Source organism: Achromobacter spanius (genome assembly GCF_002966795.1).
GTDB lineage: Bacteria > Pseudomonadota > Gammaproteobacteria > Burkholderiales > Burkholderiaceae_B > Achromobacter > Achromobacter spanius_D.
Genome location: NZ_CP023270.1, coordinates 6,067,213 through 6,093,746, shown reverse-complemented (window position 1 = coordinate 6,093,746; position 26,534 = coordinate 6,067,213). Strand labels below are relative to the sequence as shown.

Here is a 26,534-nt window from a genome sequence, read left to right as displayed (position 1 = left end):
CGGTGGACGCGCACCCGCGCATCCGCCAGGGAGAACTCATGCCTGACATTTACGGGACCTGGATGACGCGCCGCGACGTAGAGGCGCGCACCGGGCAGCTTGCGCAGTTTGCCGGCGTACGCCTGATGACGCTGGACGACGGGCTGGAACGCGGCATCCGCATGCTGGAGTTCCGCAGCGGCACGGGCCTGCGTTTCACGGTGCTGGTGGATCGCGCGATGGACATCGCCGACTGCGAATATCGCGGCATGGCCATGGGATGGCAGTCGCCGTCGGGCTTTCGCCACCCCGGACTGCATGACTACGAAGGCGAGGGCGGACTGGGCTGGATGCGCTCGTTCTCGGGCCTCATGATCACCTGCGGGCTGGACCACATCCTGTTCATGTACGACGCGCCGGCCGACAACTATGTGTATGGCCCGCGCAAGACGGCAAAGCAATCCATCCATGGCCGCGTCGGCACCATCCCCGCGCGGCTGACCGGCTACGGCGAACGCTGGGACGGCGATCGCTGCGTGCTGTGGGCCGAAGGCGTGGTGACCCAGGGCACCGTGTTCGGCGAGCATCTAGAGCTGCACCGCCGCATCGAGATCGAGGTGGGCACCAACGACATCAAGCTGTCGGACCGGGTCGTGAACCGCGGCTTTTATCGCACGCCGCACATGCTCTGCTATCACATCAACCTGGGCTATCCGGTGCTGGACGCCGATTCGCGCTATCTGGCGCCGATCCGCGATGTGGTGTGGGCCGCGCACGAGCAGGACTACCGCAAGCAGGGCGTGGGCTACCGCCGCATGCCGGCGCCGCAGATGGGCTTTCATGAGCAGGTGTGGCAGCACGAGATGGCGGCCGCGGCCGACGGCAGCGTGCCGGTGGCCCTGGTGAACGATGCGCTCGGTCTGGGCATGCAGGTCAGCACCTACAAGCATCAATTCCCCTGCCAGTACCAATGGCAGAACCTGCAATCGGGCCAGTATGCGATGGGCATCGAGCCCTCCACCAACCATGTGCTGGGCCAGGGCGCGGCGCGCGAGCGCAATGAGCTCATCTGGCTGGAGCATGGAGACGAGCGCCGCTACGACACCACGTTCAGCGTGCTGGGCTCGGCCGCCGACATCGCGGCCTGCGAAGCCCGCATCCGCGCGATTGCGGAGCAGCCCGAGACCGACTATCCGCCGTTGTCGGGACGCTTTGCGCCCATCGCGGGGCGCTCATGAGCGCGCGCTTCTCGTTGCAGGGCCGCCGCGTGCTGTACACGGGCGCGGCGGGCGGCTTTGGCGTGGGCACCACGATTGCGCTCTTGGAAGCGGGCGCAAGCGTGATCGCGCTGGACAACCACGCCGGGCATATCGACCGCTTGCGCAGCACCGTGCCGCCGCAGTTTGCCGATCAGCTTCAGATCCTGCAGGCCGACCTCGCCGATGCCGGCGCGCTGCAATCGCACCTTGAGCGGCTGACGGCCGAGGGCACGATCGATGTGGTCATCAACAACGCGGCGATCTATCCCTCGCGTCCGTTCGAGGAATACAGCGATGCCGAGCTGGCGCGCGTGCACCGCGTCAACGTGGAGGCGGCCGTGCAGATCGTGCGCGCGGCGCTGCCGGGCATGCGCGAACAGCAATGGGGCCGCGTGATCAACATCTCGTCGATCACGCTGTCGGGCGGTTGGGAAAACCTGCTGCCCTACGTGCAATCCAAAGGCGCGATGGTGGGCGCCACGCGCGCCTTCGCCCGCGAGTTCGGCAAGTGGGGCATCACGGTCAACGCCATCTCGCCGGGCGCGTTTCCGACCGATGCCGAGAAGATCCATCCCGATCCCGAGGGCTACAACCGCATGGTGCTCGATCGCCAGTCGGTGAAGCGCCGCGGGCACGCCGGCGACATCGCCGCGGCCATCGTGTTCCTTGCCTCGGACGAGGCGGGTTTCATTTCCGGACAGACGCTGGCGGTGGACGGCGGCTGGGTCATGCATTAAGGCGCATCGGCGCCACGCAAAGGGTAGAAGCAATGAGCATTCTTTCTGGCTACAAGGTTCTGGACTGCTCCATCGCCATGGCGGGGCCGTTCGCGGCACAGCGCCTGGGCGACCTGGGCGCCGACGTGATCAAGATCGAGCCGCCCACCGGCGAATGGCAGCGGCACGCGCCCGCCGGCGGCATCACGGGCAACAAGATCAACGTGTCGTTTCTCTCGCTGAACCGCAACAAGCGCTCGCTGGCGATCGATCTGAAGAGCGCCGGCGGCAAGGAGATCATCCAGAAGCTCGCGGCGCAGGCCGATGTGTTCATCCAGAACTACCGGCCGGGTGTCGCCGGCCGCCTGGGGGTGGACTACGAGACCCTGTCGGCCCTGAATCCGCGCCTGATTTATGTATCGATGTCGGGTTTCGGTGAAGACGGTCCCTACGCCACGCGCCCCGGGCAGGATCTGCTGCTGCAGGCGATGTCGGGTGCGATGCTGTCGTCGGGCCGGGCCGGCGAAGCGCCTCGCGCGGCGGGCCAGTATGTGGTCGACGCTGTCACCGCGTACTGCGCCTTCGAAGGCGTGCTGGCCGCGCTGCTGCATCGCGAGCGCACCGGCGAGGGCCAGAAGGTCGAGGTCAACATGCTGGATGCGATCACCACGATCCAGATGCAGGAGCTCTCGGTGTATACCGTGGGGCACAAGCCGCAGGTGCGCAGCGCCGAGCCGCATGCCCACGTGTACATTCGCGCGCCCTACGGCACCTTCGCGACGACCGACGGCTATCTGGCGCTGGCCATGCCCGACATGAACGTGCTGGCGCGCGTGACCGAAGAGCCGCGCCTGGCGGCGTACACCGAACGCGACGGTTGGGAAAAGCGCGACGAGATCTATGCGCTCGTGCGCGACACGCTGGCAAAGGCCTCCACCGCCGACTGGTTCGCCAAACTGGATGCCGCCGGCATCTGGTGCAGCCCGGTGTATGGCTACGCCGATCTGGTCGAAGATCCGCAGATCGCGCACAACGGCACCTTCGTCGAATACGACCATCCGACCGAAGGCCGGATCAAGACGCCGGGCTTTCCGATCCGCTTTTCCAAGACCCCGAGCCAGGTGGTGCGCGGCGCGCCGCTCACCGGCCAGCACACCGACGAAGTGCTGCGCGATTTTGGCTTCAGCGACAACGAGATCGCCGCGCATGCGGCGTCGGGCGCGGTGCTGCGCGGGGCTTCGGAATGAGCGAGCGCCACCTGCCGTATCGCGGCCTGACCTGGGATCATCCGCGCGGCTTCAACGCCCTGCACGCGGCGACCGACCACACGCCGCTGGTTCACTGGGACAAGCAATCGCTCGAAGGCTTCGAGTCGGCGCCTATTGCCGAACTTTGCGCCCGCTATGACCTGGTGGTGCTGGATCACCCGCATTTGGGCGAAGCCCTGGCGCACGATTGCCTGCAGCCGCTGGACACCGTTTTCGCGCCTGACGAGCTGGCGCGGATCGCGCGTGACAGCATCGGGCTGTCGTACGACAGCTATCGCATGGCCGATCGCCAATGGGCGCTGCCGCTGGACGCCGCCACGCAGGTGATGGCCACGCGCGCTGATCGAATCGACGGCCCTGCGCCGCGCACCTGGCACGAGGTGCTGACGTTGTCGCAACGCAGCGGTTCGGTCGCGCTCAGCTGGGGCGGGCCGCATCCGTTTCTGTCGCTGCTGTCGATCGCCGCCGCCATCGCGCCAGATACCGACCTGCGGCCGCACGGCGCCTGGCACGACGCCGCGACGCTCGCCGGCGCGTGCGACGTGCTCTCCGAATTGGCGCGGCTCACGCCCGCGCACGCGCTGACCTACAACCCGATCGCCTTGCTTGGTCACATGAGCTCGCGCGATGACATCACGCTATGCCCGCTGGTCTATGGCTACGTGAACTACGCCACGTCCGCGGTCGCCAAGCCGCTTACGTTCCGCGACGCGCCCCAGGCCGATGCCGGCCGGCCCGGCTCGATTCTCGGCGGCACCGGCATTGCGATCTCGCGGCGCTGCATCGTGGGGCCCGAGTTGCGCGCGCATCTGTTGTGGTTGCTGGCAGCCGATACCCAAAGCCGCTTCATCCCGCAGCACGAAGGACAGCCCAGCCATCGCGGCAGCTGGACCGATGCAAACGTGAATGCGGCGAGCGGCAACTTCTACGCCAACACGGCCCGCACGCTGGAAGCCGCGTCGATCCGGCCGCGGCACGACGGCTACATCGCGTTCCAGAGCGAGGCATCGCAGTTCCTGCGCGACGGCGTCGCCGCCCGCGCATCGTCCCATGCATTGGCGCGCGGCCTGACCGAGCGTTTCGAGGCCAGCCTGGCCGCCACCCCAAGCACTCCGCAATAAGGATGTCGACGTGAGCGCACTCGTCAATCTCAGTATCGATGGCCATGTCGCCATCATCGAACTCAATCGTCCCGAGAAGCTGAACGCGATGACGCCCGAGATGGCCGACTTGCTGATCGCGGCGGTGGAGCAATGCAATACCGACGCGCAGGTGCGCGCGGTGATCCTGACCGGCGCGGGCCCCAAGGCCTTCTGCGCAGGCTCGGACATCACCGAGCTCGACCGCTACGCCACGCCCTGGGATTTTCGCAATCGGCTCGACTACTGCGACTGCGTGCGCATGTTGAAAAAGCCCACGGTGGCGGCGATCAACGGCTATACGTTCGGCGGCGGCCTGGAGATGGCATTGGCCTGCGATATCCGCATCGCCTCCGATAACGCCCGTCTGGGCGCGCCCGAGATCAAGCTGGGCTGGATCGGCGGCGGCGGCATGACGGCGCAGCTCGTTCATGCGATCGGCCCGAGCAACGCCGCAATGATGGTGCTGACCGGCGACCCCATCCGCGCCGAGCAGGCGCTGGCCTGGGGCCTGGTGAGCGAGGTGGTGCCGCAGGAACAATTGCGCGAGCGCGCGCAGGCGCTTGCCGCCACCATCGCCTCGCGCGCCCCGATCGCGGCCGAGACGGCGCGCGTCAACCTGCGCGCCGCGCTGTCGATGCCGCTGGAGAAGGCCGTGGAATACGAGCGCGATCTGCAGGCGATCTGCTTTGCCACCGCCGACGCCAAGGAAGGCCGCAAGGCTTTTGAAGAAAAGCGCGCGCCGAAGTTCGAGCGGCGCTGATGGGCAGGGGACGCTGAAGGGGGGCCGCTCCGCGCGGTCGGAGGCGCCTCAGTTGGGCTGGTCCTTGCCCGGGTCCTCAGCCAGCACCTGGGGCGTCACGTAGGGGGCGTGGGCCGTATTGACGGGCTCCATGCGCAGCGGCTGGTGCACGCGCGACGGCGGCACCAGTGAGCCGGGCGCGTCGGGGTTGGTCCACGACGGATCCGGGATCTCCGCGAAGACCTGGCGCAGGCGTTCGCCCCAGGAGCCGCGGATCATGCGGAAGTATTCGTTGTGCTCGTCGATGCTGGCAAAGTGCGTCACGCGCAACGAATTGGCGCTGTACACCAGCAGGTCCAGCGGCACGCCCACCGAGATATTGGAGCGCAGCGTGGAATCCATGGAGATCAGCGCGCACTTGGCGGCCTCGTCCAGCGAGGTGTCCGGTTGCAGCACGCGGTCCAGGATGGGCTTGCCGTACTTGGCCTCGCCGATCTGGAAATACGGGCATTCCTGGCCGGCCTCGATGAAGTTGCCTGCCGAATACAGCTGGAACAGGCGGCATTGTTCGGTGCCGATCTGGCCGCCGAAGATCATGCTGACGTTGAAATCCACGCCCTGCTCGTGCAGGGCGGCAGCCTCGCTGCGGTAGACCTCGCGCACTGCCGCGCCCACCAGCCGCGTGGCCGCGAACATGTCGGGCGCGTTCCAGAGGGTGTCGGCGCCTTCTTCGCGCTGGCGGGTCAGCACGTTCAGCACGGCCTGGCTGACCGCCAGGTTGCCGGAGGTCATCAGGACCATGACGCGCTCGCCCGGCAGTTCGAACACGGTCATCTTGCGAAAGACGCTGATCTGGTCGACGCCCGCGTTGGTACGGGAGTCGGAGAGAAACACCAGGCCGGCGTCGAGGCGGGCGGCTACGCAGTAGGTCATGATCGGAAAGAGGGAAAAACCACCACGCATTGTATTGCGGTGCGGCGGGGCAGATGTTACGGCTTACCGCCGGGCCCCCGCCTGCACCTGGACGCTGATTTCCATGGATTCCTCGCCGCCGCCGGTGCGCACGCCCCGCACGGGCGAGGCCGAGTCGTAATCCCGGCCCACCGCCAGCCGGCAATGGCACTCCGAGGCGAACTGGTTGTTGGTGATGTCCACGCTGGTCCAGCCCACGTCGGGCAGCCAGACGTCCGCCCACGCGTGGCTGGCCGCATGCTCGGCGGTGGTGTACAGGTAGCCGCTGACGTACCGCGCCGGCACGCCTAGGCCACGCACGCACGCGAGGAACAGGTGGGCGTGGTCCTGGCACACGCCCAGGCCCAGGGCCAGCACCTGATCGGCGGCGGTCGTGACATCCGTGGTGCCGGGCACGTAGGCCACGCGGGCGTGGATCGCCGCGGCCAGGTTCAGGATGTCGTCGGAGGTCGACAGCCCGTTCGGCAGCACCGCGCGCGCAAAAGCCAGGATCGTCTCGTCCGCCTGCGTCAGCGGCGTGGGCACGCAATAGGCATGCACCGGCAGGCGGCTGTCTTCACTGCCCAGCACACCGCGCGTCAGCGGCGCCACCAGCACCTGGCCGGACACGCGCAGTTCGATGTCGCTGTGCGGCTGATTCAGCGTCAGCGTGTGCGTGATGTTGCCGTAGGCGTCGACCTGCTTGTCCAGTTGGCCGGGCGCCTCGATGTTCCATCGCAGCACGCGCTGGTGTTCGTCGTCGCGCGGCGTCAGGCGCAGGGTCTGGATGCTGTAGTTGACCGGCGCCGTGTAGCGGTAATGCGTAACGTGCGTGATGATCTGCTTCATTGCCTCTCCCGTGTTAGGCCGACAGCGGCACCAGGAAGTCCTGGCTGATCCGGTTGCCCAGGTCGTTGATACGGTCCAGGAATCGGTCCAGGTAGCGGTGCAGTCCGCTCGCCAGAATGTCTTCGACGCGCCCGTACTGCAGCTCAGCACACAGCATGCCCGCGCGCCGCTCGGTTTCGGTCGAGCGCTGATTTGCGACGCGCGCCAGGTCGCCGGCCAACGCCCGCATCGAGGCCAGCAGCGATCTTGGCATGTCGCCATGCAGGATCAGCAGCTCGGCCACGCGGTCGGGCGTGATGACGTCACGGTACACCTTGCGGTAGATCTCCAGGCCGGACACGGAAGTGAGCAGCGCCGACCATCGGTAGAACTCGCTTTGCACCGCAGCCGTGCCGGCCGGTTCCGCGCGGCCGTCCTGCGCGCCCGCGCCGCCGCGTTCATGAAACTTCACGTCCAGCATGCGCGCGGTATTGTCGGCGCGTTCCAGATGCATGCCGATGCGCATGAAGTACAGCGCCTCGTCTTCCAGCATGGTGGCGATCGTGACGCCGCGCGCCAGGTGCGAGCGGAATTTCACCCATTCGAAGAACTCGCCCGGATTGCGCTCCAGCAGCCCGGTGTGCAGGTGCTTGAGCAGTTCGAGCCACGTGGTGTTGTAGGTTTCCCAGACCTCCGTCGTGAGGCTGCCGCGCACGGCGCGGGCGTTTTCCCGGGCGGCGCGCATGCAGGAATAGATCGACGAGGAATTCTCCGGGTCGCGCACCATGTACTGCAGCACGTCGTGCGGTGAGATCGATGCGTACTTGCTCTGATACAGGCCCTGCAGCTCGGAGATGCGCAGCACGCCCAGCCACGAGCCCTCGCGCGTCTGCGTGTCCTGCGGCAGCAGCGACATCTGCAGATTCACGTCCAGCATGCGGGCGGTGTTTTCGGCCCGCTCGGTGTAGCGGCACATCCAGAACAGGTTGTCGGCGGTTCGGCTCAGCATGGTCAGTCCTCCAGCACCCAGGTGTCCTTCGTGCCGCCGCCCTGGCTGCTGTTGACCACCAGCGACCCTTCCGTCAACGCCACGCGGCACAGGCCGCCCGGTACGGTGCGGATCTCCTTGCCGCACAGCACGTACGGACGCAGGTCCACGTGGCGCGGCGCGACGCCCGATTCCACGTAGGTCGGGGTGGTCGACAGCGCCAGCGTGGGCTGCGCGATGTAGTTGGCGGGGTTGGTGCGGACGCGGTCCTTGAAGGCTTCCACGTCGGCGCGCGAGGCCGACGGCCCGACCAGCATGCCGTAGCCGCCCGCGCCATGCACTTCCTTGACCACCAGCTCGTGCATGTTGGCCAGCACGTGGGAGAGCTCGTCCGGCCGGCTGCAGCGCCAGGTGGGCACGTTCGACAGGATGGGTTCTTCGTCCAGATAGAAGCGGATCATGTCGGGCACGTACAGATACGTGGACTTGTCGTCGGCGATGCCGGTGCCGATGGCGTTGGCCAGCGAGACGCGGCCGGCGCGATACACCGACAGGAGGCCCGGCACGCCCAGCGCGGAATCGGCGCGAAACGCCAGCGGATCCAGAAAATCGTCGTCCAGCCGGCGGTAGATCACGTCCACCTTGCGCGGCCCGCGCGTGGTGCGCATGTAGACGGTGTTCTGCTCGACGAACAGGTCCTGGCCTTCCACCAGTTCCACGCCCATCTGCTGCGCCAGAAACGCGTGCTCGAAGTAGGCCGAGTTGTACATGCCCGGCGTCAGCACCACCACGGTGGGATCGTCGCCGCCATGCGGCGCGACCTCGCGCAGGTTGTCCAGCAGCAGGTCGGGGTAGTGGGCCACCGGTTCGACCTTGATGCGGCCAAAGGCATCGGGCATGAGCCGCATCGACATCTTGCGGTTCTCCAGCATGTACGACACGCCCGACGGCACGCGCAGGTTGTCCTCCAGCACGTAGAACTCGCCCGCGCCCGCCCGCACGATGTCCACGCCGGCGATGTGGCAGTAGATGTCCTCGGCCACGGCGACGTCCTGCATCTCGGGGCGGTATTGCGCGTTCAGGAAGACCTGCTCGGCCGGCACGATGCCGGCGCGCACGATGTCGTGGCCGTGGTAGATGTCGCGGATGAACAGGTTCAGCGCGCGCACGCGCTGCTTCAGGCCGGCTTCCAGGAGCCGCCATTCGTCGGCGGGGATGATGCGGGGGATCAGATCGAACGGGATGAGGCGTTCGGTGCCGGCGGCGTCGCCCGCAACCGAGAAGGTGATGCCGACGCGGCGAAAGCTCAGGTCGGCCTCCAGCCGACGCACGGACATGGCCTCGTCCGACTGCTCGGTGTGCCAGCGCTCGAACGCCTGGTAGTGGGCGCGGATGCGGTTCTCGCCATCGCGCATTTCGTCATAGGCGGATGGACGGGCGGGTGGGTGCTTCATGGCTCCTCCGGTGCAGATGCATATCTACAAGCAACCCGCATGCCAGCTTTGGCGGCAGGCGGGCGCCACGGAGTCAATATGCGCTGGGGACGGGGGAATTGCCATCCCCACGGCGGACGAAGCGTAAATCTGGGGACAGGCCGCGCCGCGGCAGGCGCGGGGGCGTTGGCGGGCGCACCACGCTGGTGCGCCGCGCCGGACGAAACTGGTGCGTCAGTTCATCCGATACGAGTGCAGGACCGATCCGCCGGTCTTGCCCTCTTCAAGCGGGGCGTGCGGCACCCAGCCGTCCTGGGTCAGCACCGCGTCCAGCCGGACGTCGTGCGGGGCGGGGACATATCCCGGATCCAGCTCGCCGCAGCTCCAGGCGATGCCGATGGCGGTGAAGGCGTGGCCGCGTTCGCGCAGGGCGGCCAGCGTGCGGTCGTAGTAGCCGCCGCCATAACCCAGGCGGTCGCCCTGTTCCGTGTAACCGAGCGTGGGCACCAGGACCACGTCGGGCAGCAATTCGGGGCCGGCCACGGGTTCCTGGATGCCGTACGGGCCGGCGCGCAGCTCGGCCTCGGGCGTCCAGGGCAGGAACGCGAGCGGCGCGTTGCGCTCGCGCACCACGGGCAGGGCGACGGTCATGCCGGCTTCGGTCCATTGCGTCAGCAGGGGGCGCAGATCGGGCTCGTCGGCCATGGGCCAGAACGCGGCGACGGTTGTGGGGGCCGGATGGCCCGCCTGCACGGCCTGGTCGCGGGCGACATTCAGCCACGTGAACAGGCGCGCGCGCATGAGCAAAGCGCCTCGGCTGCGCTGGTCGTCAGGCAGGCCGGCGCGCAATTTTCGCAATCGCGTGCGCTCCTGGACTGCGGTATCCTCTTGAGTATTTTGCGTAGTCATGCTGTGGCTGTAACCGGGGGGTTGAAGATGAAGGCAAACATGCTGAAGACGAATTTGCGTAGGCTCAGCATGCGGGTGCGTCGAGAGACAGGCGCCCAGCAGCCCCCACGGTATCAGAATTCGTCGTCGCCAGCGGCCGGCGCCCAATCCGGGCAGCACCGTGGGCAGCACCGCGGCTTGCTCCGCTTGCTTCCGCTGGTGGCGCTATTCACCGCAGCCTGTGCGCCAGTCGATGCGCAGCAGCGCAGCGCCGCCGTCAATCCCCAGCCTCAGCCCCCAGTGCAGGCCGCCCAGCCGATGATCGCGGTGCCGCCCGTGGCGCTGGCAGGCTTGCCGCCCACCGCCGAGACCCCCGCGCTGGCCGCGGTGGTCGCCGCGCGCGAGGCCATGAATCGCAAGCAGTGGTCCGTCCTGGGCGTGCTCGTGCCGCAGGCCAAGGGCGATCCGCTGGGCATGTACCCCGAATACTGGCTGCTGCGTTACCAGCTCTGGACGCCGCCCGCCTCGGGCCGCCCCGTCGCGGCCCTGCAGCAGTTCATCAACAGCAACGGCGACGCCTACCTGGCCGACCGCCTGCGCGGCGACTGGCTGCTGGCCGCCGCCCGTAGCGGCGACTTCGAAACGGTGCGCAAGCTGGCGCCCGTGAGGAACAGCAACGCGCAGATCGAATGCGCCATTCTGGACGGCAAGCACATGACCGGCCAGCGCGCCACCGCCGCGCAAGCGATGGCCGCCTTCGCGCCCGGCAGCGCATGCTGGGCGCTGTACGACCAGCTCGTGGCCGACGGCATCCTGGGGTGGGAGCAGCTCGAACCGCAGTTGCGCGACGCCATCGAGGCCAACAAGACCACTGACGCGCGCAAGTTCGTGCAGTACATGTTCGAGCCGCGCGACGTGAAGACCTACGACGTCCTGATGAAGGACCCGATGAAGTGGCTCACGCGCCAGGACCGCATGCCCGTGGGCCGCAACGAAAAGGAACTGGTCACGCTGGCGCTTGCCCGCCTGGCGCGATCGGACGTCAGCGTCGCCGATTCCTACCTGCGCCGCGAGTGGGCCAAGTCGATGTCCAAGTCGAACTTGGCCTGGGTGCGCGGGCAGTATGCGCTGGCCGCCGCGCTGGGTTTGGACAGCCGCGCCAACGACTGGTACCGCGAAGCCGGCCACATCCGCATGACGGAATACAACGCCGGCTGGAAGGTGCGCGCAGCGCTGCGCCAGCCCAAGATCGACTGGAAGTGGGTCATCGAATCCATCGACGAAATGCCTGCCTCGCAGCAGGCCGAGACCGCATGGGTGTACTGGAAGGCGCGCGGCCAGGCCGCGCTGGGCCAGAAGGAAAAGGCCCACGCCGCCTACGTCAGCATCGCCGACCGCTTCGATTTCTACGGCCAGCTTGCGGCTGAAGAACTCGGCCGCCGCATCAACGTGCCGCCGCGTCCCGCGCCCATCAGCGACCGCGAGATCGCCGAGGCGCGCGCCAATCCGGGCCTGCAGCGCGCCGTGCTGCTGTTCCGCCTGGGCTGGCGTGCCGAAGCCGTGCCCGAATGGAACTTCACGCTGCGCGGCATGAACGACCGTCAGCTCATGGCCGCCGCCGAGCTGGCCCGTGCCGAAAACATCTACGACCGCGTGGTCAACACGTCGGACCGCACGGAAAAGGAATTCGACTTCAGCCAGCGCTTCATCGCGCCGTTCGAGGGCCGCGTCACGGCCAAGGCAAACGCCATCGCGCTGGATCCGGCGTGGGTGTACGGGCTGATCCGCCAGGAATCGCGCTTCATCATGGATGCGCGTTCTCACGTGGGCGCCTCGGGTCTGATGCAGCTCATGCCCGCCACGGCCAAGTGGGTTGCCGGCAAGATCGGCATGAGCGATTTCACGCCGGGCAGCGTCAACGACTTCGACACCAATACCGAGCTGGGCACCAATTACCTGAACATCGTGCTGCGCGACCTGAACGGTTCGCAGATGCTGGCCAGCGCGGGTTACAACGCGGGCCCGGGCCGGCCGCGTAACTGGCGCTCGACGTTCACGCATCCGGTCGAAGGCGCCATCTTTGCCGAGACCATTCCGTTCACCGAAACGCGTACGTACGTCAAGAACGTGATGTCCAACGCCACGTACTACGCGGCGATGTTCACCGGCCAGCCGCAATCGCTGAAAGAACGCCTGGGCAGCATCGTGCCGGCGGGCACCGAAACCGCCGCAGCGCAATGACACGGGATCCGGCCACCGAAGGCCTGCGCGCCTACATCGTCGGCGGCGCCGTGCGCGATGCGCTGCTTGGTCTGCCGGCCGGCGATCACGATTGGGTCGTGGTGGGCGCCACGCCCGAGGACATGACGCGCCGCGGCTTCATTCCGGTCGGCGGCGATTTTCCCGTCTTCCTGCATCCCCGGACCAAAGAGGAATACGCGCTGGCGCGCACCGAACGCAAGTCCGGGCGCGGCTACAAGGGCTTCACCTTTTATACGGGCACGGACGTCACGCTGGAAGAAGATCTGCGCCGCCGCGACCTCACGGTCAACGCCATTGCGCAGGACGAGAACGGCCAGCTCGTTGACCCGCTCAATGGCGCGGACGACCTGCGCGCCCGTGTCTTTCGGCACGTGGGCGAGGCGTTCGAGGAAGATCCCGTGCGCATCCTGCGCCTCGCGCGCTTTACGGCGCGCTTTGGCGATTTCAGCGTGGCCCCGGAAACCCTGGAACTGTGCCGCCGCATGGTGGCGGCCGGGGAGGCCGATGCGCTGGTGGCCGAGCGCGTCTGGAAGGAACTGTCGCGCGGGCTGATGGCGCATACCCCTTCGCGCATGCTGGGCGTGCTGGCCGAATCCGGCGCGCTGGCGCGCGTGATGCCTGAACTGCAGGGCGTGGACGAGGTCGGTCCGCAAGTGGACCGCGCCGCGGAGCAGGGCTTGCCGCTGGCCAGCCGCTACGCGCTGATGTGCCGCCTGACACCCGAGCGCGAGGCGCTTGGCCGACGGATGCGCGTGCCCACGGAGTGCAACGACTACGCGCGCCTCTTGCCCGACGTGCTCGACGCGCTGGATGCTCTGGATGCGCTGGACGGCAAGCCGGAAGGCCCGGATGCGCAACTTGCGCTGATGGAGCGCGCCGACGCGTTGCGCAAGCCGGAACGCTTTTTTGAACTGCTGGATGCCGCGGGTGTCTTGCGCGCGGTGGATGTGCCCGCCTGGCAGGCACGGGCGGCGGCGGTGCGCGGCGTGGACGCGGGCGCCATTGCCAAGGCATGCGCGGGCGAGCCGGCGCGCATCAAGGAAAGCGTGCGCCAGGCGCGTCTGGCGCGTTTGGTGGAAATGCCGTCGAACTGATTCGGCCGGCCGCTGCGGCGCTCGCCGCAGCTGTTTCGCAGCCGCTTGCCCTAAGTACGCGCCGCAGCCGTTTGCCCCAACTACGCGCCGCAGCCGCTCTGCGCGGTTGCCCGCTATTCGTCGCTTACAGCTTGCCCAGCCGGTCGCCGCGTGAAAACCCGGACAACGGCGCCGTCATGCCGCGGCCGACGGCCAACACTTTGAACAACTCACCCATCTCGGCCTCTGACAGCAGCTTCTGCACGGGCGCCACGGCTTGCGCGTAGGCCTGGGCATCTGACGGGTCCAGCCCGGCCAGCAGATCCATCAATCCGGCGTTCATCAAAAAGCGGGCCTGCGACGTATAGCCCAGCACCTGCATGCCCGCCGTCAGCGCGGCGTCCGCCATGGCTGTGAAGTCCACGTGCGCGGTGATGTCCTGCAGGCCCGGCGCGGTGAAGGGGTCGCCATGCGCATGGTGGCGCAGGTGGCACATCAGCGTGCCGCCCGCGCGCTGCGGATGGTAGTACTCGCTGCGCGGAAAGCCGTAATCCACCAGCAGCGCCGCGCCGCGCTCGAGCCAGCTTCCCATGGCGGCAATCCACGCCTCGCCTTGCAGATTGATTTCGGACACGTAGCCCGGTAGCGCGGGCATGCGCGCCGTGACCGCGGCAGCCAGTGCCGCGGGGGCCGGCCGGTCTTCCCACTTGAATCCGCCGTCCGCATCCAGGGCCACGCCGCGTTCCTGCACCTGGCCCGCATCGCTCCAGGCAAAGAGCGAGACGGGCATTGCGTCCAGCACTTCGTTGGCCAGCACGCAGCCCGAGAACGCGTGGGGCAACGAGTCCAGCCACTCCACCCGGTCGCCGAAGGGCGCCAGCCGGTCGGCCTGGCGCGCGCGCAGGTCCGCCGACACCTCCAGGATCCGGTAGCGCGTGCCGGGCAGGCCCAGCGCATCCAGTTCGCGCAGCACGCCTTCGGCCAGTGCGCCGGTGCCGGCGCCGAACTCCAGCACGTCGTGCGTGCCGGTCTGGCGCAGCACCTCGGCCGCCTGGCGCGCCAGCGTGCGCGCAAACAGCGGGGTGAGCTGGGGCGCGGTCACAAAGTCGCCGGCGGGCGTCTTGCCGTCGTCGGCCGCATCGGCCAGCTTGACGTTGCCCGCCGCGTAATAGCCCAGCCCGGGCGCATACAGGGCTTCCGCCATCCAGTGATCAAAGGGCAGCCAGCCGCCGTTGGAGGCGATCGCGGCGCGCAGATGCGCGGCAGCGGCATCGCTCTGTTCTAGCGCGGCGGGGGAAAGCGTGGGCAGATTGGCGGGGGCGGGGCGTTGCATGGGCGCGGAAAACGTGGGCAAAACGGCATTGTCCCAAAAAAAAACCCCGCGGCATGGCCGCGGGGCTTTTTGAATCAGGCGTCGGGATCAGCCGCGGCGATCGTTCGACTTGCCGAAGCGCTTGGCGGGGGCGCCAGGACGCTTGTCGAACGAGGGCTTGCCACGGAAACCGCCTTCGGGGCGATCACCGCCGCGGAAGCCGCCTTCGCGCTGGGGACGGTCGCCGAAGCTGGGGCGGTCGCCAAAGCTGGGGCGCGCGTCGCGATCGCCACCGCGGAAGCCGCCTTCACGCGGGCCGCGCTCGCTGAACGGGCGGGCATCGCGCTGGGGACGGTCGCCATAGCTGGGACGGTCGCCGAAGCTGGGACGCGAATCGCGGTCGCCGCCACGGAAGCCGCCTTCACGCTGGGGGCGGTCGCCGAAGGGACGATTGCCCTGGTAGCCGCCTTCGCGCTGGGGACGATCGCCGAAGCTGGGACGGTCACCGAAGGAACGCTGGGGACGATCGGCGAACGGACGGTCCTCGAACGGACGGTTGCCCTGGTAACCGCCTTCGCGCGGCTTGAACTCGCCACGCGGGCCGCCGAAGGAACGGCCTTCACGGGGCGCGCCGTCACGCGGTGCGCCGTCGCGGTTGCCCGCAAAGCCGCCCGAATGACGCGAGCCGCCGAAACCGCCGGGACGCTTGCCGAAAGGCTTGCCATACGGCTTGCCGCCACCGCCGCCGCCGGTGGACGGACGCGGGGTGCGTTTGGGTTCCAGACCGGCGATCACTTCAGGGGTGATGGACTGGCCGATGTAGTGTTCGATACGGCGCACCTTGTGGCGCTCGGAATGCGTGGCCAGCGTGAACGCCAGACCGTTGCGGCCGGCGCGGCCCGTGCGGCCGATACGGTGCACGTAGTCTTCGGCTTGCATCGGCAGGTCGAAGTTGACGGCGTGGCTGATGCCTTGCACGTCGATGCCACGGGCAGCCACGTCGGTGGCAACCAGGATGCGCAGCTGGCCGCGCTGCAGTTGCGACAGCGTGCGGGTGCGTTGGCGCTGGTTCATGTCGCCGTGCAGGGCAGCGGCGGCAAAGCCTTGATCGGCCAGGCGGTCGGCCAGGTCGTCCGCGCCGCGCTTGGTCGACGTGAAGACGATGGCTTGATCCAGCGAGGCGTCGCGCAGCACGTGATCCAGCAGTTGCATCTTGTGGCTGGCATCGTCCGCGTACAGCAGGCTTTGCGTGATGTTGGTGTGCTTTTCCTTGGCGCCGGCGATCTCGATGCGCTGCGGCTCGCGCATCATGCGCGACGCCAGCTTGGCAACGGTGCCGTCCAGCGTGGCCGAGAACAGCAGCGTCTGGCGGTCTTCAGGCAGACGCTCGACGATGGTCTCGATATCTTCAATGAAGCCCATGTCCAGCATGCGGTCGGCTTCGTCCAGCACCAGCGTGTGCACGGTGTTCAGCTTGACGCGGCCCGATTGCAGGTGGTCGATCAGGCGGCCGGGGGTGGCGACCAGCACGTCAACGCGGCGCGACAGCGCCTTCAGTTGCGCGCCGTAGGGCATGCCGCCCACGACGGTTGCGGTGCGCAGGTCGGCCAGCTTGCGGCCGTAGGTGGCGGTGGCGTCCGTGACTTGCAGGGCCAGTTCGCGGGTCGGGGTCAGCACCAGCACTTGCACGCCGACGCCCTTGTTGGCGGGCATCTGGGCGATGCGGTGCAGGGCGGGCAGCATGAAGGCGGCGGTCTTGCCGCTGCCGGTCTGCGAGGACACCATCAGGTCATGGCCGGCCAGTGCTTGCGGAATGGCGGCGGCTTGAACGGAGGTGGGGGTGGTGAAGCCAGCTTCTTGAACGGCCGACAAAAGGGCGGGCGCGAGACCCAGGGTATCGAAAGACATTACTTTCCCTTGCCGCAAACAATGCGACGCAGTGCTTGGTCGGGCCAGGGGATTAGGCGGCCGGATCCAGGCGACGGTTGATGGAGCATCGTGCCGACCGGATCAACCATGCGCGTGGCGCGTTCTCTTGTACTGATGGAACGCAGGGCGAAAGGAAAGGGGTCAGGAATCGATGATAGTTCGGCATGGGGCCGGGGATAGGCTTCCCGGCAGTCTGCAAAAAATTCCGCTAAATCAAGGCGGTAAATGCCGAACTCGTTTTGTGCAGTGCGGCGATCATAACCTGAATTCGCCCTGCAATGGAATTATTTTTTTGTCCAGCCCCCAATCAATAGGGTTTTTCCCTTGGTCTCGCAGCCAGTCATTGGTGGCCCGGAAATGGCCGCATCCCAGGAACGGCACAGGCGGGCGGCGGGCAGACAGCGGGGAGGGATGATTGGACATCAGGACGAGGTGGCCACTGTCGGGCGGAAGCAACAGTCGCTTGGCTTGCGCGTGGGCGCCCCACAGCATGAAGACCTTGGGCGAGGGGTCGCGCGCGACATGCGCGATCAGGGCATCCGTCACCGTTTCCCAGCCGCGCTTGGCGTGCGAGGCGGGTTGGCCGTCCTCCACCGTGAGCGCCGTGTTGAGCAGCAGCACGCCCTGGTCGGCCCAGGGGCTCAGGTCGTTGCCCGCCGGCACGCTCAAGTCCGGATAGTCGCGCGCAATCTCGTTGAAGATGTTGCGCAGGCTGGGCGGGCGCTTGCAGTCGTCCGGCACCGAAAACGCCAGGCCCTGCGCCTGGCCGGGGCCATGGTAGGGATCCTGACCAAGGATCACGACGCGTACGTCCGACGGCGCAAGCCCATGCAGCGCGCGAAAGGGCGTGGCGGGATACACCACGGCGCCTTGCGCGAGGCGCGCTTCCACATGCGTGGTGACGGCGGCCAGCGCGGCGGCGACGGCGGGGTCGGCGGACAGGGCGGCCTGCCAGGCGGCGGGCAGTTGCGCGGCCTGGGCGGCCAGGGCGTTGGACGTGAGGCGGTTGTCGATCGGCATGGGCGCGATTTTGGCACACCGGCCGGGTCAGCTCGGCGCGGTCAGCCCGACCCGGCCGTCAACCTTGTCGCCAACCCGGTCGCCAACCCGATCAGACCGGCCAGCCGGCCTGCCGGTGCGCCGAATCCCAGAACATCCATTCGAGTTGGGCGGCATGGGTGTAGGCCTGGTGCATCGCGTCCAGGGTCTGCACCGAGGCCGAGTCCGCCGCGCGGTCCACGCTGGCGATCACGGCGCGGACCAGCGCGTGGAAATCGTCGCCGGCATAGGTATCGATCCATGCGGCGTACGGGTTGGGCCGCACGGCGCGCGCGTGGATGTCGCGGCCGATCTCGGCGTAGATCCAGAAGCACGGCAGCAGGGCGGCCAGGGCGATCGGGTAGGGCGCGCTCCAGGCGGTGGCAATCAAAAAGCTGGTGTAGTGATGGCTCGCCGGCGTCAGCGGCGTGGCTTCGAAGGTGGCGGTGTCGATGCCGAACTGCTGCATGAAACCCGCGTGCAGGCTGCGCTCGGCGACGACGGCGCCCTTGGCGGCCTCGGCAAACTGCACCACCCCGTCGGCATCGTCGGCCTTGGCGGCGGCAATCGCCAGGGCCCGGCCAAACGCCACCAGATAGTGCGCGTCCTGGATCATGTAGTGCTTGAACGCGTCCTCGGCGAGCTGGCCGCTGGCCAGTTCGCGGTTGAACGGCATGTCGCGCGTCTTTTCATAGAGCGCGGCGTTGCGGGCCCAGGCGTCGGAGCTGAAAGCCATGAAATTCCTCTTGGACGTAATCGTGCGGCGCGCGAGGGGTGCGGGCCGTTGGCGGGCGTAAGGGTAACAAGCGCGGCGTTCAGGCCGCGCGCTTGCGGTGGTGACGGGCGTAGTCGAGAAGGGCATCGCGTAGCACCACCGCCTGATTGTGCTCGGTGTTGCGCGCGCCGAAAAGCAGGGTCAGGGGACGATCGCCCGCGGCGTCCAGCAGGGCCGCCATGCGGGTTTGCTGGTCTGGCGTGGCCAGTTCGGCCAGGTACTTGGTGCGGAAGTCGTCCCAGCGGTCTTCGATGTGGCTGAACCATTTGCAGAGTTCGGCGCTGGGGGCGATGTCGCGGGCCCATTCGTCCAGGCCCAGGTCTGCGCGGCGCAGCCCGCGCGGCCACATGCGGTCCACCAGGGCAAGGTAGTGTCCTTGCGGACCCGTGCCTTCATAGACGCGCTGCACGATGATGCTGGACGATTTCATGCCGGCTCCTGCGACTGAGGGTGCAGCCAGTCTACTGCACCCCCCGCCACGCGGCGGATCAGCGCGCGCCGACAGCTTGATTTCGCGCACCGGTGGCGCGCAGCAGCGCAAAGCCGGCCAGCGCGGACGCCAGCGAGCCCGTCAGCACGCCGATCTTGGTAGCGTCGACGGCGGCGGGATCGGTGAAGGCCAGGGCGCCGATGAAGAGGCTCATCGTGAAGCCGATGCCGCACAGCAGTGCCACGCCGTATAGCTGGGTAAACGTGGCGTGCCGCGGCAGGCTGGCGATGCCCGACCTGATGGCAAGCCAGGCAAAGCCGAACACGCCCAGCTGTTTGCCCAGAAACAGGCCAAGCGCCACGCCCATCGGCACGGGTTGGGCCAGGCTGGCCAGCCCCATGCCCGCAAAGGACACACCCGCGTTGGCAAAACCGAACACCGGCACGATCAGCAGCGCCACGGGCTTGTGCAGCGCGTGTTCCAACGCGTGCAACGGCGAATGGACGTGGGCGCCGCCCTGATGCTGCGGGCGCAAGGGAATGGTGAGCGCCAGCGCCACGCCCGCCAGCGTCGCGTGGACGCCCGATTTCAAGACGAAATACCAGAGCACCGCGCCCAGCAGCAGGTATGGGGCCAGGCGCAGGACGCCGGCGCGGTTCAGGCAGACCAGGCAGACCAGCAGCGCGCCCGCCATGCCCAGCGCGAACAGGTTGAGTTCGGACGTGTAGAAGAGCGCGATGATGACGATCGCGCCCAGGTCGTCCAGGATGGCCAGCGCGGTCAGGAAGATCTTGAGCGACGTCGGCACCCGGCTGCCCAGCAGCGCCAGGATGCCCAGCGCAAAGGCGATGTCCGTCGCGGCAGGGATGGCCCAGCCACGCAAGGTATCGGGACTGCCCAGGTTGACCAGCACATAGATCAGCGCCGGCACGGCCATGCCGCCCACGGCGGCGATGCCCGGCAGCACGATGCGGCCGGCGCCGCGCAATTGGCCGTCCAGCATCTCGCGCTTGATCTCCAGCCCCACCAGCAGGAAAAACACGGCCATCAGGCCGTCGTTGATCCAGTGCAGCACGGTTTCCTTCAGCACGATGGGACCCACCTGAAAGCCCACCTTGGCGCCGAGCAGATCGAAGTAGGTCTGCGCCGCGCCGCTGTTGGCCACCACCAGGGCGGCCAGCGCCGCCAGCATCAGGACGTAGCCGCCCAGGGCTTCCGATCGGAGAAACGCCTGGAGGAAAGAGGGCGCGCGGCCGGGAGGGGTGGGCTCATGCCCGTCAGGCGTGTGCTGCATGGACGACATTCTGGCTCGCGGCGTAAACCTGAATAGTAACTGAACGACTTGGATATGCGCCGTTATGTCGGGGAACTGCGGTTAACGTCGCGGGAGGTCGCGCTATCTGCGCTTTATGCGCAAAAAGGGCCTCGCCAGCATGCTTGTCGCGCCGCCGAATTCTGGATTACATTTACTTAAATTCTGTGTAACAGCTTAATTTCAGGCCGACATCGTTGGCCTTTTTTGAACCCACGATCCTGTCGTGGCTTCGCCAGGCCGCCTGGCGCCTTTCGCCGTCATGCCGCCACGCCACTCTTCAGTCCCGCACCCCTTGCCCGGCCACGCCGGCACTTCCAGCCGTCTGCGCATTCTGCATACCGAAGCGGCAACGGCATTCGGCGGCCAGGAATTCTGCATCTATAAGGAGATGGTCGCCATGCGCGAGCGCGGCCATCACCTGGAAGCCGTCTGCCAGCCGCACGCCGAACTGACGCAACGGTTGCGCGATGCCGGGTTCACCGTGCACACCGTCAACATGGACGGCCCCGTGAACTTCATGCGCAGCGTGGCGTTCGTGCGGCGCGTGGCGGCCCGTGGCCGGTTCGACGTGGTCAACACGCACAGCCGCAGCGACACGGTGCGCGCCGCGATGGGCGCGCGCCTGGCGCGCACACCGCTCATCGTGCGCACTCGCCACCTGGCCAAGCCGATCAACTCGCTGTACGCCTACACCTGGCTGGCCCACCGCGTCATCGCCGTGAGCCGGCACGTGCACCGCCAACTGCTGGATGGGGGCGCGCCGCCCACGTCCGTCGCCACCATCCATTCCCCGATCTTGCTGCCCGAAAGCGATGGCCAGTGCAGTGTCCGGCAAGAGCTCGGACTGCCTGACGATGCCCTCGTGGTGGGCTGCGTGGCCGTCATGCGCGCTGAAAAGGGCCACGCGGACCTGATCGAGGCCTTCCATCAGATCCAGGCCACGTTTCCGCAAGCCCATCTGGTGCTGGCCGGAGACGGCATGCCGGTGTTCGAGCGCCTGAAGGCGCAGGTGGAAACGCTGGGGCTGGCGTCGCGCGTGCACTTTCTGGGCCGGCGTCATGACATCGGCAACGTATTGCAGGCGTTCGACGTGTTTGCCTTGCCGACCCACCGTGAAGCCTTTGGCACGGCGTTTGTCGAGGCCGCCGCCATGGGGGTGCCCGTGATCGGCACCGACGTGGGCGGCGTGCCGGAAACCATGCAGGCCGGCATAACCGGTCTGCTGGTGCCGCCGCGAGACCCGGCTGCGCTGGCCGCGGCGCTGGAAAGCCTGCTGGGCGATCCCGAACGCCGCCGCCGCATGGGCGAGGCGGGCCGTGAATTCATTCGCGGCCAGGGCCTGTTCAGCGTCGATCGCGCGGCGCAATTGGTCGAATCGGTGTACGCGCGCTGGCTGGGTGAACGGCGCGGGCCGGCCCCTGAGACGCCCGGCGGCTCAATGTCCTGACAGGATCGATGTCCTGCCAGGCTCAATGCTCGGGCAACTTCAATGCCCGGACAGGCTCAATGCCACAGCAGCGCGTTCATGGCTTCGACCACACGGTCGCGGTATCGGGGGAGCAGCGCTTGCACCTGCTCCTGCCGGTCCTTCCAGGAATCCGGCTCGGCGCCCGGCGCAATGCGCGGCGCCGCCCAGATCGGATCCGGAAAGTGCCGGTCGCCGCGCCAGCGCGGGATTACATGCCAATGCAGGTGCGGCACCATGTTGCCCAGCGACGCCAGGTTGATCTTGTCCGGCGTCAGGATCGCCTGCTGCGTTTCCTCGACGACATACACCGCCCGCATCAGCAAGTCGCGCCCGTGCGTCGACAGGCTGGTCATCTCCGCCAGGTGACCGTTCCAGATCACGCGCGTGAAGCCCGGATAGTCGGCGTCCTCGACCTCGATGATGCGCAGATGCGGTCCGCGCCACAGCAACGTGCCGCCGTCTTCCTGGCACAGCGGACAGTTGGGATCGCGCGCGCTCAAGCCATCACCTTGCGGTACTGGATGAAGCCGGACCGGTCGGCGATGCGGTCGTAGAGCTGCATGGCGGTCGCGTTGGTTTCGTGCGTCAGCCAATAGACGCGGGCGCAGTTGGCCGCGGCGGCTTCGGCGTAGACGTGTTCGATCAGTTTGCGGCCCGCGCCCGTGCCGCGCGCGTCCTGGTCCACGTACAGGTCCTGCAGGTAGCAGTAGTCGCCGGCGGTCCAGGTGGAGCGATGAAAGATCCAGTGCACCATGCCGACGGCGCGGCCGCTTTCATAGACCAGCGCGGCGTGCATGGGCTCGGCGGGATCCAGGAAGCGCGCCCAGGTGTTGCGCGTGACGGCGTCGTCGATACTGACGCGGTAGAAGTCCTGGTAGCCCTTCCACAGGGGCAACCAGGCGTCGAAGTCGGTGGCGACGATGGGACGGATTTCTGCGGTACTCATGGCGCAAGGCCTCCTGGGTCTTCAGAGTTGGGTTTCCATGGCGTCGACGATATGCCGCAGCACCTGCAGGCGAGCGTAACGCTTGTCGTTGGCCGACACCAGATGCCACGGCGCGTGAGCCACGTCGGTGCGCGTCATCATCTCGTTGGCCGCCGCCGCGTACTCGTTCCACTTCTCGCGGTTGCGCCAGTCGTCGGGCGTGATCTTGAAGTTCTTGAACGGCGATTTCTCGCGCTCGTGAAAGCGCTTGAGCTGTTCATCAGGCGTGACGGCCAGCCAGAACTTCAGCACCAGCGCGCCGCTGGCGGCAAGCTGTTCCTCGAAGTCGTTGATCTCGGCGTACGCGCGGCGCCACCGGGCGGGCGGTGTCAGTTTCTCGACGCGCTCGACGAGCACGCGTCCGTACCACGAGCGGTCAAAGATGCCGATGCGGCCATGGCTTGGAATGCAGCGCCAGAAACGCCACAGATAGGGCCGGGCCAATTCTTCGGTCGTGGGGGCGGATATGGGCGTGATGTCGACCTGCCGGATGTCCAGCGCGTGCGTGACGCGGCGGATGGCGCCGCCCTTGCCGGCGGCGTCCTGCCCCTCGAACACCAGGATCAGGGAGCGATTCCTGAACTTGTCGGATCGGGCGGCGCGCGCCAGCCGGCCCTGCAGCAGGCCGAGTTCGGCCTCGTAGTCTTCCTTGTCGACCTTGGCGTCGTAGTCCAGCTTGCCCAGCCGGTCCACGATGCGCGTCTTGCTGGAATGCGCCACGAAAGCAGGCGGCAGGCGGGGCACGCCGCGCCGGCGCAGGGCCCCGAGCACCGCCTCGGCCGTGCGTGCGGCGCGCATGTTTTCGTCGGCGCTGGGAATCACCACCCACGGGGCATGGCCGCAGTCGGTGTGATTGAGGACGACGTGGGCGCCGGCCCGGATGCGGTCGTACCGCTTGTTGACCTTCATGTCGACCGGGCTGACCTGCCAGGCCGTATCGGGGTTGGCCAGCAGGCGCTGCGTCCGCGTCTTCTGCGCCTTGGCGGACAGGTGGAACCACAGCTTGACGATCTGCACGCCTTCGGCGGCCAGCATGGTCTCAAAGCGCATGATCGCGGCCGAGTGCGCCTCGATCGCGTCCGCGTTGGGCTTCTTGCGCACGGCTTCAATGAAGAGCGGCGTGTACCAGGAGCCGAACACGATGCCCGTGCTGCCCTTGGGCGGCAGATCGCGCCAGTAGCGCCACAACGGCGGGCGCTCGAGCTCGTCGCCTTCGCGCGGGCCATAGGCCAGCGTGCGGATGTGGCGCGGGTCCATCCATTCGTTCAGCAGGTTGATCGTGGCGCCCTTGCCGGCGCCGTCGATACCGGCCACGACGATAAGCAGCGTCTTGTCGGCCTGCCGCAGCCGTTCGTACTGCGCATTGAGCAGCGCGACCCGCAACCGCGCTTCGAGCGCTTTGAATTCGTCTTTGGACAGGGTGGGGTCGGCTTCGGCTTCGGCGAACATGGATACGTCGGATCGGGTGGCTGCGATCGGGCGATCTTGCGGGATAAGGCCGTGCGGCGCAAGTGCGCCGCGGCTGGGCGTCAGAGCGCGTTCACGGGAATCTTGAGATAACGCACGCCGTTGTCTTCGGGGGGCGGGAAATGGCCCGCGCGGATGTTCACCTGGATCGCGGGCAGGATCAGCGTGGGCATCGACAGCGTGGCATCTCGCCGCGTGCGCATGGCGACGAATTCGTCTTCGGTGATGCCGTCGCGCACGTGGATGTTGCCCCGGCGCTGGTCGGCCACGGTGGTTTCCCAGGCGGCCTCGCGACCCGCGGGCGGATAGTCGTGGCACATGAACAGCCGCGTGTCGTCAGGCAGGCTCAGCAGGCGATGGATCGACTGGAACAGCAGATGCGCGTCGCCACCCGGAAAATCGCAGCGCGCCGTGCCGACATCCGGCATGAACAGCGTGTCGCCCACGAATGCCGCATCGCCGATCAGATAGGCCATGTCAGCCGGCGTATGGCCCGGCACGTGGACGGCCGTGGCGGTCAGCGCGCCGATCTGGAAGGTCTCGCCGTCGGCGAACAGGTGGCCGAACTGGGAGCCGTCGAGCTGGAATTCCGGTTCCAGGTTCAGGATGGTCTTGAAGACGCCTTGGACGGTGCGGATGCTCTGGCCGATGGCGATGACGCCGCCCAACTGGCGCTGCAGGTAGGGCGCCGCCGACAGGTGATCGGCATGGGCGTGGGTTTCCAGCAGCCAGACTGTGCGCAGGCTGCGCTCGCGCACGTAGTTCGCCACGCGGTCGGCGTTGGCCGTGTTGCTGCGGCCGGATTTGGGATCGTAGTCCAGCACCGAATCGATGATGGCGCACGCGCCGCCGGGCGCCGGCTCGTGAACGACGTAGGTGATGGTGGCGGTGACGGGGTCGAAGAAGGCCTGGATATGCGGGTTCATGGGGGCTCGCGTGAAGGCCGCGCGGGCGGCCCGTTCAGGTCAATTTACGAAATTAAATAATATTTGCGCATAGTTTATTCATAAATATAATGACGCCGCCATCCCCCACGTGTCCGACACCCAGCCATGAACGCCCCACTTACCGAATGCGAAGTTGCCGTCCTGCGCGAGTCCGCCACACAGGCCTGCGCGCTGCTCAAGGCGCTGGCCAACGAAGACCGCTTGCTGCTCTTGTGCCAGCTGGTCCAGAATGAACGCAACGTCGGCGAGCTGGAGTCGTTGACCGGCATCCGCCAGCCGACGCTCTCGCAACAGCTTGGCGTGCTGCGCGACGAAGGTCTGGTCGCGACGCGGCGCGAGGGCAAATACGTCTATTACCAGATGGCCAGTTTCGAGGTCAGTCAGGTGATGAAAACGCTATCCAGTTTGTACTGCGGACGCGCCATGGCGTCACTCAAATGAATGTGGACTGGTCCGCCTTCACCCCGGGCGCCGGCACGGCGGGCGGCCTGCTGATCGGCGCCGGCGCGGTGCTGCTGATGCTGGGCGCGGGGCGCATCGCAGGCATCAGCGGCATCGTGGGCGGGTTGCTGGCGCCCGAGCGCGGCGGCGGCTGGCGCATCGCTTTCCTGCTGGGGCTGTGCGCCGCGCCCTGGCTGTTCCACCTCTTTTCCGACCTGCCTTCCATCACGGTCGAGGCCAGCACGCCGCGCCTCATCGTCGCGGGCCTGCTGGTCGGCATCGGCACGCGCTATGCATCCGGCTGCACCAGCGGACATGGCGTGTGCGGCCCGTCGCGCGGCTCGCGCCGGTCGCTCGCCGCCACCCTGATCTTCATGGCCGCGGGTTTCATTACGGTCTACGTGCTGCGGCACGTGGCGGGCGTCTGACCATGGCCGCGCTCTACGCCTTCGCCGCCGGGCTCGTCTTCGGGGTGGGCCTGCTCATATCGGGTTTGGCGGACCCGGCGCGCGTGTTGGGCTTCCTGGATCTGGCGGGGTTGTGGAATCCCACCCTGGCATTCGTGATGGGCGGCGCCGTGCTGGCGACCAGCATCGGCTATGCGCTGGTGCGGCGGCGCCGGGCCAGCCTGTCCGGCGAGCCCATGCGTTGGCCGCAAGCCAGCCGGCTCGATGCGCGGCTGGCCGCCGGTAGTTTGGCGTTTGGCGTGGGGTGGGGACTGGCTGGCTTCTGCCCAGGTCCGGCGCTAGTCGCCGCGGCAGCCGGCATCGGTGACGCCGCGGTATTCGCGGGGGCGATGATCGCCGGCATGGGTATCCACGCCTTCATCACGCGGAGCCCGCGCCGCGAGGGCGGCGCCACCGGCCCGCGCTAGCTGCAGGCTTGCCGGCGCGCCCGATCG

General features: G+C 67.6%; 26 protein-coding genes. 11 read left to right on the top strand and 15 right to left on the bottom strand.

Features of this window, described 5'->3' with window-relative positions; all coding sequences use genetic code 11:
• Positions 1 to 38: 38 nt before the first annotated feature.
• Genes CLM73_RS27645 through CLM73_RS27625 form a run of 5 tightly spaced genes read left to right on the top strand, consistent with a single transcriptional unit; the run spans position 39 to position 5,124 of the window.
• Positions 39 to 1,217 (top strand): aldose 1-epimerase family protein, encoded by a 1,179-nt coding sequence (locus CLM73_RS27645; protein WP_105241146.1) that lies wholly within the window; start codon positions 39 to 41, stop codon positions 1,215 to 1,217.
• Complete coding sequence (locus tag CLM73_RS27640; RefSeq protein WP_105241145.1) at positions 1,214 to 1,975, top strand: SDR family NAD(P)-dependent oxidoreductase; 762 nt, start codon at positions 1,214 to 1,216, stop codon at positions 1,973 to 1,975. The genes CLM73_RS27645 and CLM73_RS27640 overlap by 4 nt, the downstream gene beginning before the upstream one ends.
• A 32-nt stretch (positions 1,976 to 2,007) precedes the next feature.
• Positions 2,008 to 3,201, top strand: coding sequence for a CaiB/BaiF CoA transferase family protein (locus CLM73_RS27635; RefSeq protein ID WP_105241144.1), 1,194 nt, complete (start codon positions 2,008 to 2,010; stop codon positions 3,199 to 3,201).
• Positions 3,198 to 4,343 carry a hypothetical protein gene (locus tag CLM73_RS27630; protein ID WP_105241143.1) on the top strand — a complete coding sequence of 382 codons (1,146 nt, stop codon included), beginning with the start codon at positions 3,198 to 3,200 and terminating at the stop codon, positions 4,341 to 4,343. The genes CLM73_RS27635 and CLM73_RS27630 overlap by 4 nt, the downstream gene beginning before the upstream one ends.
• A 10-nt stretch (positions 4,344 to 4,353) precedes the next feature.
• Complete coding sequence (locus CLM73_RS27625) at positions 4,354 to 5,124, top strand: enoyl-CoA hydratase/isomerase family protein (RefSeq protein ID WP_105241142.1); 771 nt, start codon at positions 4,354 to 4,356, stop codon at positions 5,122 to 5,124.
• A gap of 48 nt (positions 5,125 to 5,172) precedes the next feature.
• Here the strand turns inward: CLM73_RS27625 and CLM73_RS27620 are convergent, their stop codons facing one another.
• From CLM73_RS27620 to CLM73_RS27600, 5 genes are all read right to left on the bottom strand, one after another.
• Positions 5,173 to 6,036: a proteasome-type protease gene (locus CLM73_RS27620; RefSeq protein ID WP_056560432.1), complete on the bottom strand. Its 864-nt coding sequence runs from the start codon at positions 6,034 to 6,036 to the stop codon at positions 5,173 to 5,175.
• Between the two features lie 63 nt (positions 6,037 to 6,099).
• A complete protein-coding gene (locus CLM73_RS27615) occupies positions 6,100 to 6,903 on the bottom strand; it encodes a transglutaminase family protein (RefSeq protein WP_105241141.1) in 804 nt (267 codons plus the stop codon).
• 13 nt (positions 6,904 to 6,916) lie between these two features.
• A complete protein-coding gene (locus CLM73_RS27610; RefSeq protein ID WP_105241140.1) occupies positions 6,917 to 7,891 on the bottom strand; it encodes an alpha-E domain-containing protein in 975 nt (324 codons plus the stop codon).
• A 2-nt stretch (positions 7,892 to 7,893) separates the two neighbouring features.
• Positions 7,894 to 9,324 carry a circularly permuted type 2 ATP-grasp protein gene (locus tag CLM73_RS27605; RefSeq protein ID WP_105241139.1) on the bottom strand — a complete coding sequence of 477 codons (1,431 nt, stop codon included), beginning with the start codon at positions 9,322 to 9,324 and terminating at the stop codon, positions 7,894 to 7,896.
• A gap of 213 nt (positions 9,325 to 9,537) precedes the next feature.
• A complete protein-coding gene (locus tag CLM73_RS27600) occupies positions 9,538 to 10,212 on the bottom strand; it encodes a 5-formyltetrahydrofolate cyclo-ligase (protein WP_105241138.1) in 675 nt (224 codons plus the stop codon).
• A 69-nt stretch (positions 10,213 to 10,281) separates the two neighbouring features.
• Here CLM73_RS27600 and CLM73_RS27595 point away from each other — a divergent pair, with 69 nt between their 5' ends.
• Both CLM73_RS27595 and CLM73_RS27590 read left to right on the top strand, forming a co-directional pair.
• Positions 10,282 to 12,432 (top strand): transglycosylase SLT domain-containing protein, encoded by a 2,151-nt coding sequence (locus CLM73_RS27595; protein ID WP_418904964.1) that lies wholly within the window; start codon positions 10,282 to 10,284, stop codon positions 12,430 to 12,432.
• A complete protein-coding gene (locus tag CLM73_RS27590) occupies positions 12,429 to 13,547 on the top strand; it encodes a CCA tRNA nucleotidyltransferase (protein ID WP_105241136.1) in 1,119 nt (372 codons plus the stop codon). The genes CLM73_RS27595 and CLM73_RS27590 overlap by 4 nt, the downstream gene beginning before the upstream one ends.
• Before the next feature lie 124 nt (positions 13,548 to 13,671).
• On the opposite strand, the gene CLM73_RS27585 is transcribed toward CLM73_RS27590, so the two are convergent.
• The 6 genes from CLM73_RS27585 to nhaA form a co-directional block, all read right to left on the bottom strand.
• Positions 13,672 to 14,859, bottom strand: a complete 1,188-nt coding sequence (locus tag CLM73_RS27585) for a class I SAM-dependent methyltransferase (RefSeq protein WP_105241135.1) — start codon at positions 14,857 to 14,859, stop codon at positions 13,672 to 13,674.
• A gap of 87 nt (positions 14,860 to 14,946) precedes the next feature.
• Positions 14,947 to 16,746: a DEAD/DEAH box helicase gene (locus tag CLM73_RS27580; RefSeq protein WP_105241134.1), complete on the bottom strand. Its 1,800-nt coding sequence runs from the start codon at positions 16,744 to 16,746 to the stop codon at positions 14,947 to 14,949.
• 276 nt (positions 16,747 to 17,022) lie between these two features.
• Positions 17,023 to 17,787: a uracil-DNA glycosylase gene (locus CLM73_RS27575; protein ID WP_105241133.1), complete on the bottom strand. Its 765-nt coding sequence runs from the start codon at positions 17,785 to 17,787 to the stop codon at positions 17,023 to 17,025.
• Between the two features lie 91 nt (positions 17,788 to 17,878).
• A complete protein-coding gene (gene tenA, locus CLM73_RS27570; RefSeq protein WP_105241132.1) occupies positions 17,879 to 18,541 on the bottom strand; it encodes a thiaminase II in 663 nt (220 codons plus the stop codon).
• 79 nt (positions 18,542 to 18,620) lie between these two features.
• Positions 18,621 to 19,010: a DUF488 domain-containing protein gene (locus CLM73_RS27565; protein WP_105241131.1), complete on the bottom strand. Its 390-nt coding sequence runs from the start codon at positions 19,008 to 19,010 to the stop codon at positions 18,621 to 18,623.
• Positions 19,011 to 19,068: 58 nt separating this feature from the next.
• Positions 19,069 to 20,304 carry a Na+/H+ antiporter NhaA gene (gene nhaA / locus CLM73_RS27560; RefSeq protein ID WP_105241752.1) on the bottom strand — a complete coding sequence of 412 codons (1,236 nt, stop codon included), beginning with the start codon at positions 20,302 to 20,304 and terminating at the stop codon, positions 19,069 to 19,071.
• A 280-nt stretch (positions 20,305 to 20,584) separates the two neighbouring features.
• On the opposite strand from nhaA, the gene CLM73_RS27555 reads away from it, so the two are divergent.
• Entirely contained in the window at positions 20,585 to 21,772 is a 1,188-nt protein-coding gene (locus tag CLM73_RS27555) for a glycosyltransferase (protein ID WP_105241751.1), read from the top strand.
• Between the two features lie 56 nt (positions 21,773 to 21,828).
• Here CLM73_RS27555 and CLM73_RS27550 read toward each other — a convergent pair whose 3' ends face one another.
• The 4 genes from CLM73_RS27550 to CLM73_RS27535 all read right to left on the bottom strand — a co-directional run bounded on the left by CLM73_RS27550 (position 21,829) and on the right by CLM73_RS27535 (position 25,171).
• Positions 21,829 to 22,293, bottom strand: a complete 465-nt coding sequence (locus tag CLM73_RS27550) for an HIT family protein (protein WP_105241130.1) — start codon at positions 22,291 to 22,293, stop codon at positions 21,829 to 21,831.
• The gene (locus tag CLM73_RS27545; protein WP_105241129.1) at positions 22,290 to 22,739 is read right to left on the bottom strand and encodes a GNAT family N-acetyltransferase; all 450 of its coding nucleotides are present in this window, start codon (positions 22,737 to 22,739) and stop codon (positions 22,290 to 22,292) included. Before CLM73_RS27545 ends, CLM73_RS27550 begins: the two co-directional genes overlap by 4 nt.
• 21 nt (positions 22,740 to 22,760) lie before the next feature.
• Positions 22,761 to 24,227 carry a polyphosphate:AMP phosphotransferase gene (gene pap, locus CLM73_RS27540; protein ID WP_105241128.1) on the bottom strand — a complete coding sequence of 489 codons (1,467 nt, stop codon included), beginning with the start codon at positions 24,225 to 24,227 and terminating at the stop codon, positions 22,761 to 22,763.
• 80 nt (positions 24,228 to 24,307) lie between these two features.
• Positions 24,308 to 25,171 (bottom strand): MBL fold metallo-hydrolase, encoded by an 864-nt coding sequence (locus CLM73_RS27535; protein ID WP_105241127.1) that lies wholly within the window; start codon positions 25,169 to 25,171, stop codon positions 24,308 to 24,310.
• A gap of 126 nt (positions 25,172 to 25,297) precedes the next feature.
• Here CLM73_RS27535 and CLM73_RS27530 point away from each other — a divergent pair, with 126 nt between their 5' ends.
• The 3 genes from CLM73_RS27530 to CLM73_RS27520 are packed head-to-tail and all read left to right on the top strand — an operon-like array spanning position 25,298 to position 26,507.
• The gene (locus CLM73_RS27530) at positions 25,298 to 25,633 is read left to right on the top strand and encodes an ArsR/SmtB family transcription factor (protein ID WP_105241126.1); all 336 of its coding nucleotides are present in this window, start codon (positions 25,298 to 25,300) and stop codon (positions 25,631 to 25,633) included.
• Positions 25,630 to 26,061, top strand: a complete 432-nt coding sequence (locus CLM73_RS27525) for a YeeE/YedE family protein (RefSeq protein ID WP_105241125.1) — start codon at positions 25,630 to 25,632, stop codon at positions 26,059 to 26,061. Before CLM73_RS27530 ends, CLM73_RS27525 begins: the two co-directional genes overlap by 4 nt.
• A 2-nt stretch (positions 26,062 to 26,063) precedes the next feature.
• Positions 26,064 to 26,507 carry a DUF6691 family protein gene (locus CLM73_RS27520; RefSeq protein WP_105241124.1) on the top strand — a complete coding sequence of 148 codons (444 nt, stop codon included), beginning with the start codon at positions 26,064 to 26,066 and terminating at the stop codon, positions 26,505 to 26,507.
• Positions 26,508 to 26,534: the final 27 nt, after the last annotated feature.

Bases quoted from the DNA above. Each gene is read 5' to 3' on its own strand.
- CLM73_RS27555 (WP_105241751.1), top strand. From the start codon at position 20,585: ATGCCGCCACGCCACTCTTCAGTCCCGCACCCCTTGCCCGGCCACGCC.
- CLM73_RS27600 (WP_105241138.1), bottom strand. From the start codon at position 10,212: ATGACTACGCAAAATACTCAAGAGGATACCGCAGTCCAGGAGCGCACG.
- CLM73_RS27590 (WP_105241136.1), top strand. From the start codon at position 12,429: ATGACACGGGATCCGGCCACCGAAGGCCTGCGCGCCTACATCGTCGGC.
- CLM73_RS27620 (WP_056560432.1), bottom strand. From the start codon at position 6,036: ATGACCTACTGCGTAGCCGCCCGCCTCGACGCCGGCCTGGTGTTTCTC.
- CLM73_RS27605 (WP_105241139.1), bottom strand. From the start codon at position 9,324: ATGAAGCACCCACCCGCCCGTCCATCCGCCTATGACGAAATGCGCGAT.
- CLM73_RS27610 (WP_105241140.1), bottom strand. From the start codon at position 7,891: ATGCTGAGCCGAACCGCCGACAACCTGTTCTGGATGTGCCGCTACACC.
- CLM73_RS27635 (WP_105241144.1), top strand. From the start codon at position 2,008: ATGAGCATTCTTTCTGGCTACAAGGTTCTGGACTGCTCCATCGCCATG.
- CLM73_RS27535 (WP_105241127.1), bottom strand. From the start codon at position 25,171: ATGAACCCGCATATCCAGGCCTTCTTCGACCCCGTCACCGCCACCATC.
- CLM73_RS27530 (WP_105241126.1), top strand. From the start codon at position 25,298: ATGAACGCCCCACTTACCGAATGCGAAGTTGCCGTCCTGCGCGAGTCC.
- CLM73_RS27565 (WP_105241131.1), bottom strand. From the start codon at position 19,010: ATGAAATCGTCCAGCATCATCGTGCAGCGCGTCTATGAAGGCACGGGT.
- tenA (WP_105241132.1), bottom strand. From the start codon at position 18,541: ATGGCTTTCAGCTCCGACGCCTGGGCCCGCAACGCCGCGCTCTATGAA.
- CLM73_RS27615 (WP_105241141.1), bottom strand. From the start codon at position 6,903: ATGAAGCAGATCATCACGCACGTTACGCATTACCGCTACACGGCGCCG.
- CLM73_RS27545 (WP_105241129.1), bottom strand. From the start codon at position 22,739: ATGAGTACCGCAGAAATCCGTCCCATCGTCGCCACCGACTTCGACGCC.
- CLM73_RS27520 (WP_105241124.1), top strand. From the start codon at position 26,064: ATGGCCGCGCTCTACGCCTTCGCCGCCGGGCTCGTCTTCGGGGTGGGC.
- CLM73_RS27525 (WP_105241125.1), top strand. From the start codon at position 25,630: ATGAATGTGGACTGGTCCGCCTTCACCCCGGGCGCCGGCACGGCGGGC.
- CLM73_RS27640 (WP_105241145.1), top strand. From the start codon at position 1,214: ATGAGCGCGCGCTTCTCGTTGCAGGGCCGCCGCGTGCTGTACACGGGC.
- CLM73_RS27595 (WP_418904964.1), top strand. From the start codon at position 10,282: ATGCGGGTGCGTCGAGAGACAGGCGCCCAGCAGCCCCCACGGTATCAG.
- CLM73_RS27585 (WP_105241135.1), bottom strand. From the start codon at position 14,859: ATGCAACGCCCCGCCCCCGCCAATCTGCCCACGCTTTCCCCCGCCGCG.
- pap (WP_105241128.1), bottom strand. From the start codon at position 24,227: ATGTTCGCCGAAGCCGAAGCCGACCCCACCCTGTCCAAAGACGAATTC.
- CLM73_RS27575 (WP_105241133.1), bottom strand. From the start codon at position 17,787: ATGCCGATCGACAACCGCCTCACGTCCAACGCCCTGGCCGCCCAGGCC.
- CLM73_RS27645 (WP_105241146.1), top strand. From the start codon at position 39: ATGCCTGACATTTACGGGACCTGGATGACGCGCCGCGACGTAGAGGCG.
- CLM73_RS27630 (WP_105241143.1), top strand. From the start codon at position 3,198: ATGAGCGAGCGCCACCTGCCGTATCGCGGCCTGACCTGGGATCATCCG.
- CLM73_RS27580 (WP_105241134.1), bottom strand. From the start codon at position 16,746: ATGTCTTTCGATACCCTGGGTCTCGCGCCCGCCCTTTTGTCGGCCGTT.
- nhaA (WP_105241752.1), bottom strand. From the start codon at position 20,304: ATGCAGCACACGCCTGACGGGCATGAGCCCACCCCTCCCGGCCGCGCG.